General features: G+C 49.9%; 11 protein-coding genes. 3 read left to right on the top strand and 8 right to left on the bottom strand.

The annotated features are described in order from the left end of the window. Window positions 1-5 precede the first annotated feature (5 nt). Window positions 6-1,145, bottom strand: a complete 1,140-nt coding sequence (gene carA / locus G441_RS0100865) for a glutamine-hydrolyzing carbamoyl-phosphate synthase small subunit (RefSeq protein ID WP_026374608.1) — start codon at window positions 1,143-1,145, stop codon at window positions 6-8. A 305-nt stretch (window positions 1,146-1,450) separates the two neighbouring features. Beyond that, on the bottom strand, window positions 1,451-2,251 hold the full coding sequence (dapB, locus tag G441_RS0100860) for a 4-hydroxy-tetrahydrodipicolinate reductase (protein WP_026374607.1): 801 nt from the start codon (window positions 2,249-2,251) through the stop codon (window positions 1,451-1,453). A 121-nt stretch (window positions 2,252-2,372) separates the two neighbouring features. Between dapB and G441_RS0100855 the strand changes: the two genes are divergently transcribed. Further along, window positions 2,373-3,047, top strand: coding sequence for a cytochrome b/b6 domain-containing protein (locus tag G441_RS0100855; RefSeq protein WP_026374606.1), 675 nt, complete (start codon window positions 2,373-2,375; stop codon window positions 3,045-3,047). A 2-nt stretch (window positions 3,048-3,049) separates the two neighbouring features. After that, window positions 3,050-3,913, top strand: a complete 864-nt coding sequence (locus G441_RS0100850) for an alpha/beta hydrolase family protein (RefSeq protein ID WP_034474268.1) — start codon at window positions 3,050-3,052, stop codon at window positions 3,911-3,913. 19 nt (window positions 3,914-3,932) lie between these two features. Here G441_RS0100850 and G441_RS0100845 read toward each other — a convergent pair whose 3' ends face one another. Beyond that, window positions 3,933-4,400 carry a c-type cytochrome gene (locus G441_RS0100845; RefSeq protein WP_026374604.1) on the bottom strand — a complete coding sequence of 156 codons (468 nt, stop codon included), beginning with the start codon at window positions 4,398-4,400 and terminating at the stop codon, window positions 3,933-3,935. A 163-nt stretch (window positions 4,401-4,563) separates the two neighbouring features. Here G441_RS0100845 and G441_RS17570 point away from each other — a divergent pair, with 163 nt between their 5' ends. Further along, entirely contained in the window at window positions 4,564-5,316 is a 753-nt protein-coding gene (locus G441_RS17570) for a substrate-binding periplasmic protein (protein ID WP_051275236.1), read from the top strand. Window positions 5,317-5,402: 86 nt separating this feature from the next. Here the strand turns inward: G441_RS17570 and dnaJ are convergent, their stop codons facing one another. The 5 genes from dnaJ to G441_RS0100815 all read right to left on the bottom strand — a co-directional run bounded on the left by dnaJ (window position 5,403) and on the right by G441_RS0100815 (window position 12,793). Next, window positions 5,403-6,539: a molecular chaperone DnaJ gene (dnaJ, locus tag G441_RS0100835; protein WP_026374603.1), complete on the bottom strand. Its 1,137-nt coding sequence runs from the start codon at window positions 6,537-6,539 to the stop codon at window positions 5,403-5,405. A 151-nt stretch (window positions 6,540-6,690) separates the two neighbouring features. Continuing rightward, window positions 6,691-8,625, bottom strand: a complete 1,935-nt coding sequence (gene dnaK / locus G441_RS0100830) for a molecular chaperone DnaK (RefSeq protein WP_026374602.1) — start codon at window positions 8,623-8,625, stop codon at window positions 6,691-6,693. Window positions 8,626-8,729: 104 nt separating this feature from the next. Continuing rightward, a complete protein-coding gene (grpE, locus tag G441_RS0100825; RefSeq protein WP_026374601.1) occupies window positions 8,730-9,344 on the bottom strand; it encodes a nucleotide exchange factor GrpE in 615 nt (204 codons plus the stop codon). 163 nt (window positions 9,345-9,507) lie between these two features. Further along, window positions 9,508-12,048, bottom strand: a complete 2,541-nt coding sequence (locus G441_RS0100820) for an ABC transporter permease (RefSeq protein WP_026374600.1) — start codon at window positions 12,046-12,048, stop codon at window positions 9,508-9,510. 4 nt (window positions 12,049-12,052) lie between these two features. Continuing rightward, window positions 12,053-12,793, bottom strand: coding sequence for an ABC transporter ATP-binding protein (locus G441_RS0100815; protein ID WP_240485061.1), 741 nt, complete (start codon window positions 12,791-12,793; stop codon window positions 12,053-12,055). Window positions 12,794-12,842: the final 49 nt, after the last annotated feature.

The raw sequence follows: 12,842 nt of genomic DNA, 5'->3' as shown, positions 1-12,842 counted from the left end.
ACCTGTTACTTAGCGGCGTTAATCAGTTCAATAAAATGGTCGAATAGCGGCGCTGCATCATGCGGGCCTGGACTTGCCTCAGGATGCCCCTGAAAACTAAACGCCGGCTTGTCCTTACGATGTATTCCCTGTAAGGAGCCATCGAATAATGACACGTGAGTCACCTCAAGCGAGTCCGGTAATGCCTTCTCATCTACCGCGAAACCGTGGTTCTGACTGGTGATCATCACCACGTCCCGCTTAATATCTTTGACTGGGTGGTTAGCACCGTGGTGACCAAACTTCATTTTCACGGTCTTCGCACCGCTTGCTAGCGCCAACAGCTGATGGCCCAGACAAATACCGAATATGGGAATAGATTTATCTAAAAACGTGCGGATAGCGTCAATGGCATAGTCACAAGGCTCAGGATCGCCCGGGCCATTCGACAAGAAAATACCGTCAGGATTCATCGCCAGTACGTCTTCTGCAGGTGTAGTAGCCGGCACCACTGTTAGGCGGCAGCCCCTGGCAACCAGCATGCGCAAGATGTTGTGTTTGGCACCGAAGTCATACGCTACAACGTGATAAGGCAAATCGCTTTGGTTGGTCGCATACCCCTCGCCCAGTGTCCATACCGAGTCAGTCCACTGATATTGCTTATCCGTAGTGACCTGCTTCGCCAAATCCATGCCTTTCAGACCTGGGAAAGCTTTAGCACTTTCCAAAGCTTGCTGCTGTAGCGCATCGGTCAGAGACTCACCGCTGATAATACAGCCATTTTGCGCGCCTTTGTCTCGCAAAATACGGGTTAGACGACGGGTGTCGATATCTGCGATACCAACAATGTTATTCTGTTTTAAATAGTCTGAAAGGGTTTGCTGATTTCTAAAATTGCTGGCAACTAAAGGCAGGTCTCTTATCACCAGGCCTCGTGCCCAGATTTTGGTAGACTCAACATCTTCCTGATTGGTGCCGGTATTACCGATGTGGGGATAAGTCAGGGTAACGATTTGCTCAGCATAAGAAGGATCGGTCAATATCTCCTGATATCCGGTCATGGATGTATTAAACACCACTTCACCGACTGCACTACCGTCTGCGCCGATAGCGGTGCCTTTGAAGACCGAGCCGTCTTCGAGCACTAATAGGGCGGAATTAGCCAAATCAACCTCCCATTTCATAGGTTTTTTTGAGGGTATTGCCTGGCAAAGGGTCAAACCCCCTATAAAAAACGGGTTGTAAATAATTGATTTACATCCCGTTTACAGTTCTAAGCAGCAATTTACCTAAGGCCTCTGGCCTGCTGATATAAATTTTTGGCAAATTCAGACTAGTATATAGCATAGCTAATACGAGGTCTATTTCGATTTAGTAAAAGTTCAAAAACTTCCTGTTTGCCCTCATTTTTTACGCAACGCCTTAAAAAACACCTTTTTCCTTGTAAATAAAGGACTTTTTAAATTTATCTCTACAGCCCCAATACGTCCTGCATTGAGTACAATCCAGGTGGCTTCTCAGCTATCCACTTTGCTGCGCGCACCGCGCCTTTAGCAAAGGTTAGGCGACTCGACGCCTTGTGGGTTAATTCCAGACGTTCGCCTATATCCGCAAACAGTGCGGTATGTTCGCCCACTACATCCCCACCACGTACTGTTGCAAAACCAATAGTGTCATGTGCCCTTTCCCCCGTTTCGCCTTCTCTGCCATAAACGGCATGACTGTCGAGATCACGGCCTAACTTATCGGCTATGGCCTGACCAATGGCCAATGCAGTACCGGAAGGTGCATCTCGCTTAAACCGATGATGGGCTTCAATGATTTCTATATCTGCACTTTCACCCAATACCGCTGCGGCCTGCCGGACTAAATTCAACAATATATTCACGCCCACGCTGTAATTGGCTGCAAAGACAACGGGGATGCTGTTGGCGGCCTCGCGCAAATTTTCCAATTGTTTAGGATCAAGTCCTGTTGTGCCTACGACAATAGGTGTGTTGTGTGCGATACACCACTGCAGATTAGCTGCAAGTGCACCAGGCAGAGTAAAATCTATTACCACCTGAGGTGATTTTGCGCCATGACTCAGATCACTGTGTGTGCGCAGATCGCGCCTGCCAATGCCCGCCAGTTCACCGATGTCCACGCCCAGCATGCTGGAACTTGGCCTGACCGTGGCAACCGCTAATTCGGTATCAGGTTCATGGTCAATGGCTTCAATCAATACCCGTCCCATACGCCCGTTAGCACCGGTGATTCCAATCTGTAGCATGGCTGCACTCTTCAAAAAGCTCTGATATAAGTCAATTTTGCACCAATTATCAATCGATTGCAGTACTCATAACATGATAATGTCAGTGACCTATCTGACGCTGTAAGGATTATTGGCAACGATGTCTAAAAACACCCTGGTGTGGGATATCCCCACTCGTTTGTTTCACTGGTTATTGGTCCTGAGTCTCATTACACAATGGTTAACTGCAGAAGTGCTGGACAATATGGACTGGCACTTTTATATCGGCTATTTCACGCTGGGTCTTATCATTTTTCGTGTTGTCTGGGGTGTTATCGGCACCGCTCACGCGCGTTTTGCCGATCTCCTCTATTCACCCAAGAATATCATTGCCTACGCCAGAGGCGATAACAACTCGCCGTTTGCTGGGCATAACCCACTCGGCGGATTAATGGTGATATTGATGTTAGTGCTTATTGGCCTGCAAGCCATAACCGGTCTTTTCAGTAATGACGACGTCTTACATTCTGGTCCTTATTTCAGCAGCGTAAGCGAGGAGTGGCAGGAACGCATGCAAAGCTGGCATCACGACAGTTTCGATTACATTATTGCCGCTGTCGTCATTCACATTGCTGCAGTGCTGTACTACACCAAAGTGAAGAAGCAGAATCTGGTAAAGGCGATGTTTACTGGCAAAAAGGACGTACCAGCTGAACAAGGTATTAGTTCGTCAAGATTGCTATTAGCGGTGATTACCATCGCGCTCACAGCACTGTTTGTCTACTGGTTAGTAGAAGTCGCACCGCCAGAGCCGGCTATGGACTTTTATTACTAGTGATGCAGCTTTCCCCTGCCCCACTAACTATTGCCTCAGCAGATGGTTACGCATTAAAGGCACTTTATTACAGCAAGCCTGAATCGAACAGCATCCTGGTTATTGGCAGCGCGACAGGCGTACCGCAGGGCTATTACCGTCGATTTGCTGAGTATGCACTAGACACCGGATTTGACGTTATCACCTTTGACTATCGCGGCATTGGTCAATCAGCGCCGACCACGCTGAAAGGCTTTGATATCGATTACCGTGATTGGGCGCGGTTTGATTTGCAGGCGGTTGTCGACTATGCCGTCAGTCTCGGCAAACAGCTGGCATTCGTGGGACATTCCTATGGCGGTCAGGCGTTAGGTCTACTGTCAACGCCACACGTGTTTCGCGCCGCAACGTTTTTTGGCACCGGAGCAGGTTGGCAGGGCTGGATGCCCAAAATGGAACGCCTGAAAGTGTCATTGATGTGGAATGTGGTTGGTCCCGTGCTCACCCGCCGGCATGGCTTTCTGCGCTGGAGTAAGCTAGGCATGGGGGAAGATCTGCCGCTTGGGGTCTATCGTCAATGGAAACGTTGGTGCCAATTCCCTGAATTCTTCTTTGAAGACCCAGACTATGCGTATCTTATTGAGCAATTTGCCAAGGTCAGCATGCCCATCCGTGCGCTCACATCAGTAGACGACAAATGGGCATCACCTCGGTCCCGGGATGCATTCATGAAATATTACACTGGCAGTAATGTCAGTAATATCGACATTCATCCCAGAGATGTTGGGATGAAAAGCATAGGTCATATGGGGTATTTTCGCGCCGCGGCAAAAGCCCTGTGGGAGCAAGAACTGGCTTTACTTAACCTCACTGTCTTAAACGATTAACGCAAAGCCAGTAAGCGTTTTAATCTGCTTTATATATGTCGTGACAGCCTTTACACGACTTGAAGACATCACCAATGGCGGCTTTATACTGGCTTTCATCGCCAGACTTAGCCGCGCTCTGTAAGCCCTGGCCAGCTGACGTTAACGCGTCAATTTTTGACTGAAAGTCAGCACCTTTTTCCCAAATCTTGTCGAGCGCTTCGGTGTCGGTGTCAAATTCACGGGTATCCAGCGTAAAGTAATCAGCCATCATCAATGACAACTGCTCCAGACGCAGTCCATTTTTCTCCATTTGCGCCGTATCAAAGGGAATTTGCCCCTTATTCATTGCACCGATTGCACCCACATTACTGCGCACTAATTGCAATAGTGCCTGACGAAACTGGACCGCCGTATCTGCCTGTTTTTGATTGGCAGCAGGCTGCGCAATTGCCATACCGGATACCAAAACCGCAGCACATGCGGCAACACTCGCTAGTTTTCTCATTTTCTGTTCCTTCAATATTGATGGGCATTTTATGCTTTATGTTGCGTTAATACGTTTACTTTTACCAGTCGTATCAATCATTCAATTGGTAAAGAAATCTGCACCATCTTTGGCTAAAATTCATACGAATCGATATAAAGGTCACATTTTGCTTACGCGTATAATGCGGTTATTTAAACTTTTACTCACTCGTGGTTTTTTCATTACATGTTGGGCTTTTATTACTAGCAGCCATGCGAAGAACGAATTAAATCTCGCCTCCATAGAGTACCTTGCTGAACAGCAAGTCGGCATGATTGTGCTGGCTGAAATCTATAAAAAAATGGATGTAAAAGTCGCCATTACCCCGATGCCAGGAAAGCGTGCTGAAAAGGAACTGATGGCGCAGCGTGCAGATGGTGAAGCGATGCGTATATATACCTATGGTGAAGACGTGCCCACGTCGTTGCGTATAGAGCCGCCGTACTATTATCTGCAAACAATGGCTTTTGTTAAAAATGACAGAGACATCAATATTCCTGATGCCGATTCGCTTGACGGACTTCGCATCGCTATCGTGCGGGGTGTAAAGCACACCGAGAATATTACTGAAGGGTTAAGCAATGTTTACCCCGTTTCATCCACTGAGGCCATGTTCAGATTGCTGGAGCGCGATATGGTAGATGTGGCTCTGACGAATGACACAGACGGCCGATGGCACCTGCAAAAGATTGGGCTAGACGATACTATTCGAGCGACAGGCAAGCCTTTAGCTACCTTGCCGGTTTATCACTATCTGGATAAAAAACACCAAACCCTGGCCAACAGAGTTGGAGATGTCATTTCCAATATGCAGGCTTCAGGTGAATTAGATATCGTGATTGCCGGGGCGGAAAGACGGGTTATCACACAAATGTTGTCTTTGACTAAAGACTGAAGGGGAAAACCCCGCAACAGGTGCGGGGTGACATTTTGGTTGTGCGGGGTGACTTACAAGAGTTGGCCGGTCAGCTAGCCGGTCAGCTAGCCGGTCAGGTCATCGAAAAACTTTTTCACGCCGTCGAAAAAGCCTTTCTCTTTGGGACGATGTTTCGCGGCATCATCGCCGGAGCCCATCGACTCATCAAGCTGTTGTAACAATTCCTTCTGCTTGGCAGACAAATTGACCGGTGTCTCAATCACCACCTTGCACATCAAATCACCGACGCTACCGCTGCGCACAGACTTCACGCCCTTACCACGTAAGCGGTACATGCGTCCCGTTTGCGTTTCTGCGCCGATTTTCAATTTAACCTTGCCATCCAGCGTTGGTACTTCTATCTCTCCGCCCAACGCTGCGGTGGTAAAGCTGAGAGGTACTTCGCAATACAGGTTATTGCCGTCACGTACAAAGATAGGATGCTCTTTGACATGGACCTGTACGTACAAATCACCCGCTGGCGCGCCATGATCGCCAGCTTCACCCTCACCGCTTAGGCGGATACGGTCGCCAGTGTCCACACCCGCGGGCACTTTAACGGATAAGGTTTTGGTTTTCTCTTTACGGCCCTGACCATGACAGCTTCGGCATGGGTCTGAAATGATCTTTCCTCGGCCTGAACAGGTTGGACAGGTTTGCTGAACCGCAAAAAAGCCCTGACGCATCTGCACCTGTCCGTTACCGTGACAGGTAGGACAGGTTGTTGGCGTGGTGCCTTTTTTCGCGCCCGAGCCATCACATTCATCACACCCTACCAGAGTGGGTACGCGTATTTCGACAGATTTACCACGTACGGCTTCTTCCAGAGTGAGTTCAAGGTTATAACGCAGATCAGCCCCCTGACGCGCACGCGACTGTCGACCACGACCGCCGCCAAAAATATCGCCGAATACATCGCCAAAGATATCGCCAAAATCGGCACCACCGCTGAAACCTGCGCCGCCTCCACGGTTCGGATCGACGCCGGCATGACCGTAACGATCGTACGCTGCCCGTTTTTCATCATGGGTCAGAACTTCATAGGCTTCCTGGATCTCTTTGAATTTTTCTTCAAGATCCTTATCGCCCTGTGTTCTGTCCGGGTGATATTTCATGGCGAGGCGCTTATAGGCCTTTTTAATGTCGCGCTCACTGGCGCCTTTATCCACGCCAAGCACTTCATAATAATCTCGTTTCGACATACCGCTCGCTTTTCCTGCTAACCTTTACGCCACCCGCAGTGCGAATGGCAACATCGTTGTTCGTACTACACACAAAGGGCGCAACGCCATTCGCCGTTACGCCCAAGTGAACGAAGTATCCCCGCCCACAGGCGGGGCTGTCATCGACGTATTACTTCTTGTCGTCTTTCACTTCTTCAAACTCGGCGTCAACAACGTCGTCGTCTTTACCAGCGTTGCTTTGGCCTTCGTCTGCACCGCCAGCTTCAGCGCCTGCGCCTTCCTGAGCCGCCTTCGCCTGAGCAATTTCCATCAGCTTTGCAGACGCCTGGATCAGCTCCTGCGTCTTCGCCTCAATCTCGGCCTTATCTTCACCGCGAGCTGCCTTTTCAAGGGCCTCTACTGCTGCTTCGATTGACGCTTTGTCATCGGCTGACAACGCATCGCCGGCTTCTTCGATTTGCTTACGGGTACCGTGAACCATGCCATCCGCCTGGTTACGAGCCTGTACCAATTCCTCGAACTTCTTGTCCGCATCTTTGTTGGCCTCGGCATCCTGTACCATTTTTTCGATTTCATCCTCGCTCAGACCAGAAGATGCCTGAATAGTGATCTTCTGCTCTTTGCCAGTGTCTTTATCTTTTGCAGACACGTGTAGGATACCGTCAGCATCGATGTCAAACGTGACTTCAATCTGTGGTACACCGCGCGGTGCTGGACGAATACCTTCCAGGTTAAACTGACCCAGAGACTTGTTACCCTGTGCCTGCTTACGTTCACCCTGCAATACATGCACGGTTACCGCTGCCTGGTTGTCATCAGCAGTTGAGAAGGTTTGCGACTTCTTGGTTGGAATAGTCGTATTCTTCTCAATCAGCGCTGTCATCACGCCGCCCATGGTTTCGATACCCAGAGACAGTGGCGTTACGTCAAGCAGCAGTACGTCTTTCACATCACCGGCCAGTACGCCGCCCTGAATCGCAGCACCTACCGCTACGGCTTCATCAGGGTTAACGTCTTTGCGTGGCTCTTTACCGAAGAATTCGGTCACGTACTTCTGCACCAGCGGCATACGTGTCTGACCACCAACCAGAATGATGTCATTGATGTCACTTACTGACAGGTCAGCATCCGCCAGGGCTTGCTTAACAGGCTCAAGTGAGTTCTTGACCATATCTTCAACCAGTGACTCAAGCTTGGCACGGGTCACTTTGATGGTAAGGTGCTTAGGACCAGACGCATCGGCGGTGATGTAAGGCAAGTTCACTTCTGTCTGCTGAGCAGAAGAAAGTTCGATTTTGGCCTTTTCGCCCGCTTCTTTCAGACGCTGCATCGCCAGCGGATCTTTACGCAGATCCACGCCCTGATCTTTCTTGAATTCATCAACCAGATAAGTGATAACACGGTTATCAAAGTCTTCACCACCCAGGTGCGTATCACCATTGGTAGCCAGCACTTCGAAGGTGTGCTCGCCTTCTACTTCATCAATCTCGATGATTGAGATATCGAACGTACCACCACCTAAGTCGTAGACTGCAACGACGTTATCGCCTTTCTTCTTGTCCATACCGTAAGCCAGCGCCGCAGCAGTTGGCTCGTTGATAATACGTTTTACTTCAAGTCCCGCGATACGTCCGGCGTCTTTGGTTGCCTGACGCTGCGAATCGTTGAAATAGGCAGGCACCGTGATAACGGCTGCAGTGACTTCCTCGCCAAGGTAATCCTCAGCGGTTTTCTTCATTTTCTTCAGCACTTCGGCAGAGATTTGTGGCGGTGCCATCTTCTCGCCTTTCGCTTCGACCCAGGCATCACCGTTATCAGCCTTAATAATGTTATAAGGCATGATGTCGATGTCGCGCTGTACTTCTTTGTCTTCCCAGCGACGACCAATCAAACGCTTGATCGCAAACAGGGTGTTGTTAGGGTTGGTTACCGCCTGACGCTTCGCAGGCTGACCCACCAGGGTTTCTCCATCATTGGTATAAGCAATGATAGAAGGGGTTGTGCGATCGCCCTCGGCATTTTCGATAACTTTCGCTTTGTCGCCGTCAAGTACGGCAACACATGAATTTGTTGTACCTAAATCGATACCAATGATTTTACCCATTTAAGTGTCTCCAAAACGTCTTCCCACTCATAGTTGCTTTTTTAGTGGGGTTATTTAATTCGGTTTTCAATCTATTCGTAAAAAAATGTTGACTAAATTTTTGCCTAGGCCTGCGTATCAACGCCACCATCAGGTGCACGAGATACCATGACCATCGCTGGTCTGAGCAAACGACCATTCAGTTCGTAGCCTTTTTGCATCACTGCCATGACGGTGTTGGGCGCAACTTCGTCGCTTTCCTGCATGGACATCGCCTGATGCAACTCCGGGTTAAACGCCTCACCCTGCGGGTTGATGACTTTCAAACCAAATTTATCGATCGTCGATACAAATGATTTCAGGGTTAAATCAACACCTTCAAGTAGCGGTTTCACAACCTCATCATCTGCATTGGCAACCTGTAACGCGCGTTCCAGATTATCGATAACCGGTAGCAGCTCACCCGCGAACCTTTCCAGCGCGAATTTACGCGCCTTGTCCACTTCGGCCTCTGCCCGACGGCGGGCATTTTCCATGTCGGCGCGTGCTCTTAACACGCTGTCCTTTTGCTCTTCTACCTTGGCATTGGCTTCAGCCAATGCGGCCTCAAGCTCTGCAATACGCTCAATGTCACTGACGTCCTGCGCCCCGGCGTTTTCGGCATCAGCGTTTTCCACTGTCTGTGCAGTCTCAACGCTCTCCTGGGCAGGAATGTCTTGTTGTTGCTTGTCGTCGCTCATGACTCCTCCACGATATTGACAAGTAATTGGCATCAAGCGGCTTGAACTGACGCCAACGGTATATGGTTTTCGAATGAGCAAGAAAATGGGGTTAATAAAAATGAGATCAAGGGTACCCTCGCAAGATTTGTGGATTTTTCTTGCGGGGCACCCCAAATAAACGCTACGCAGTCTCTTTAAGGAGTCTTGCTGGCTGAATCGTCAACTGCTTAAACAGGTACACTGCGCCTGCACCGAACACCAGCGCAGACGACACAACGGCCACCGCAACACCAATCCAGTACACATCCAACACAAATATTTTGAGACGCAGGTGCAGTACCAGCCATGCAATCGACAACCCAAGCAGAATAGAAAATGCGCTCACGATAGTAGCCAGCAGCGCATATTCGATGGCAATGGCTCGGCGAATGTAGGAGATACGCGCCCCAATGCAATAAAGAATGATGGCGTGATAGCTTTGCTTGGAGCGGCCAGCCGCCATCACACTGGCAAGCACCATCAGACTGACAAGCAGGCTTACTGACGATATGGCGATAAGGCCATTGGTCCCCTTATCCAGTAGTGTCGATGCTGAATCAATCAAATCCTTTGTGCGCTCCGTGATGATGTTCGGGTAGGTTTTAGCTAATTGCATTTGTAACGTCAGCGCATCTTCATCCGTCATGTAGGCCGTGCCGACATAGGCATTGATGAAATCATCCAGTGCACCTTCAGACACAATGGCTTCAAACCAGAATCGGGTTTGGATCCCTTTCTGGCTATAAATGCCAGTCAGTAATCCGGTTCTGGATATGCCTTCGATGGTAAATGTCAGGGTGTCACCGGGCGAAAGCTGCATCTGCCCTGCCTCCCGATCTTCCATAATGAAGGCAAAATCAACATCAGCAATCGGACGTGAACCGCTATCAAATCCGGCATCCCACATGCTTCCTTCTACCAAACGGATCCCGTCGATGTTGCCCGCCAGATAGCTGAGTTTATGCTCGTCGCGGGCCATGTCCTGCCAGTCAATGTTGTTATCCTCAATGTTACGGATTGGCACGTTGTTAATGGATGAAACACGGCCTCGTACGTTGGGTGTCAGGGTAAGTTGTGATAACGACGGAAACGTCTTCGCTATCCGCTCAACATCAGATTTCTGCGCGCCAAGCACATCATATAGCACCAATGCCGGCGACTCCTCAGGTATGGTAGTCGACACCAGTCGTAACAGCGCGATGACAATCACCGAACAGGCAACGACCAGTGTTAGTGCAGTCCCCAGCGAAAGTAATGTAATACGCAGCGGCGTGCCCGGCCGATGCATATTTGACAACGCCAGACGTATCGCCGCATGTCGATATAACCACGGCCGCCTCTCCAGGTTTTTCGACAACCATCGCAATCCTGTAACGACACCTTCGAACAACACCAGACACAGGCCAACGGTGACAACAAACGCCAGCCCGAATAGCAGATTCGGTATAGCAATCAGTACAAACAGGATCAGCACGACTGCACACAGCAGACTGATAAGACGCCAGCCAACCGACGGCGTCTCATTGGTGACCTCGGTGGCGCGAAACAAGTGGGCCACATCAACGTTCAGCGCCCGTCCCAGAGCGGGCGATGCAAAGGTAAAGGCGGTGATCATGCCAAACAGCCATGAGGCTGCACCTGCCGTCAGTACGTCACTTATGTTCAATGCCACGGCGATGTCCTGCGCCAGTATGTTACTGGCGATAATGGCTAAACCACTGCCAACGACGACACCTATCAGCCCTGATGCGGCGGCGAGAATAGCAATTTCTGTGATATAGACCTGACCGATTCGCACATCGCGCAGACCGCATGCTTTCAACGTTGCGATAGTGGAACGCTTACTCTGCAAATAGACCGACACACTGTTAAACACCCCCAATCCGCCAATAAACAATGTGCTGAAAGCGACAATCAGTAACCCTGACGCAATCTGTGACAAACGATCAGCAATACGTCGGCTTCTGTCTTCAAATGTCTGAATTTCCCATTCTGTGTCAGGAAATTGAGCGATAAAATTTTCTTCCCAACTCGCCACATCCTGTTCGGTGCGAATTCGATATTCATATTCGACACGGCTGCCCTCCCGAATCAGCCCTGACTCATCCATCGCCTGTTCAGCAATGAGTACCGGTGCTCCGCGCCAATCTGCGCTAAGACGACGGTCTGGTTGTTCCAATACCAGGGCACGAATGACGACTTCCAACTCACCAATAAAGACTTTATCGCCTACAGCCAGGTTCACGCGCTCCGCTAAAACCGGGTCAATAGCCACACCCCACATCCCATTGACTTTCTGCAACGCACTACCCAGCGTTTGTGCCGGTTCAAGGACTAACTCACCGTACAAGGGATAGTTGCTATCTGTACTGAGCAGTTCGACCAGCACAAACTCATCATCTTGCGTACTCATCATGGTGTCGAGTTCTCGGGTCAGCGAAATATCGCCAGTGGTGCGAACCCACTCCAGTACTGACTCTTCAATTGCCTGACGAGATTCAACTTCCACGTCGCCGCCCATTAGCACACGGGTGTCCGATAACATCACTCTGTCCAGCATCTGATACATCGTGGTCGCGGCCATCACCAGACAGACACCAAACACCAGACATGCACTGAACAGCCACAGGCGGGCGGCACTCTGGCTGAGATCCTGATAGGCAAATTTTAACGGGAAGTTCATCTGCTTACCCCACCTGTAATTGACCTGATTGCAAGTGGAAGGAACGCTCGCACCGCTCGGCCAGGCGCATATCGTGAGTGACTAACACCAGTGTAGAATGCGTCTGTGCATGCAGATCAAACAGCATATCCGCAACCAGCTTGCCGGTTTTATCATCAAGGTTGCCAGTCGGTTCATCAGCAAGTATTAGTCTGGGCTGATGCACAAGCGCACGGGCAATAGCGACCCGCTGCTGTTCCCCACCTGACAATTGCCGAGGATAGTGATGGATGCGGTGACCAAGCCCTACTCTCTCCAGCATATCCTGAGCACGTTTTAGTGCATCAGGTACCCCAGCGATGTCCAGGGGTAACGCTGCATTCGCCAGGGCGGTAAGACTGTCTATTAAATGGAAGGACTGAAACACGATACCCATATTATCGCGCCTGAAATCTGCCAGTTGGTCGCGAGACATGTCTCTTAGAGTGTGATCATCGACTTTGATGTGCCCATTAGAAGGCTGTTCCAGCGCTGCGAGCAGTTGCAGTAGCGTGGTTTTGCCTGAGCCTGATGGCCCGACTATCGCCACTGTCTCTCCTCGTTGCATACTGAAGTTCATATTATCGAGTACACGCAAGACGTTACCCTCCTGTTCATACTCCATGGTGAGGTCCGCAACCTGAATCAATGTGTTCTCCCGAATGTTTTTACCACTCACATCACTACGCATGAAATACTGACTCAGACCACTGAAAAAGTCCTGCATCCACCTCGAAATGTGGTAGCGTATTCCTTTATTTTTCAGTCATCTGTGT

The sequence above is a fragment of the Aestuariibacter salexigens DSM 15300 genome (assembly GCF_000429145.1).
GTDB classification, from domain to species: Bacteria; Pseudomonadota; Gammaproteobacteria; order Enterobacterales; family Alteromonadaceae; genus Aestuariibacter; species Aestuariibacter salexigens.
This window is presented reverse-complemented; position numbering and strand designations above follow the sequence as displayed.

Excerpts from the sequence above, each read along its gene's own strand:
- G441_RS0100850 (WP_034474268.1), top strand. The coding sequence starts at position 3,050 with ATGCAGCTTTCCCCTGCCCCACTAACTATTGCCTCAGCAGATGGTTAC.
- G441_RS17570 (WP_051275236.1), top strand. The coding sequence starts at position 4,564 with ATGCGGTTATTTAAACTTTTACTCACTCGTGGTTTTTTCATTACATGT.
- G441_RS0100855 (WP_026374606.1), top strand. The coding sequence starts at position 2,373 with ATGTCTAAAAACACCCTGGTGTGGGATATCCCCACTCGTTTGTTTCAC.
- G441_RS0100820 (WP_026374600.1), bottom strand. The coding sequence starts at position 12,048 with ATGAACTTCCCGTTAAAATTTGCCTATCAGGATCTCAGCCAGAGTGCC.
- dnaK (WP_026374602.1), bottom strand. The coding sequence starts at position 8,625 with ATGGGTAAAATCATTGGTATCGATTTAGGTACAACAAATTCATGTGTT.
- dnaJ (WP_026374603.1), bottom strand. The coding sequence starts at position 6,539 with ATGTCGAAACGAGATTATTATGAAGTGCTTGGCGTGGATAAAGGCGCC.
- G441_RS0100845 (WP_026374604.1), bottom strand. The coding sequence starts at position 4,400 with ATGAGAAAACTAGCGAGTGTTGCCGCATGTGCTGCGGTTTTGGTATCC.
- grpE (WP_026374601.1), bottom strand. The coding sequence starts at position 9,344 with ATGAGCGACGACAAGCAACAACAAGACATTCCTGCCCAGGAGAGCGTT.
- G441_RS0100815 (WP_240485061.1), bottom strand. The coding sequence starts at position 12,793 with ATGCAGGACTTTTTCAGTGGTCTGAGTCAGTATTTCATGCGTAGTGAT.
- dapB (WP_026374607.1), bottom strand. The coding sequence starts at position 2,251 with ATGCTACAGATTGGAATCACCGGTGCTAACGGGCGTATGGGACGGGTA.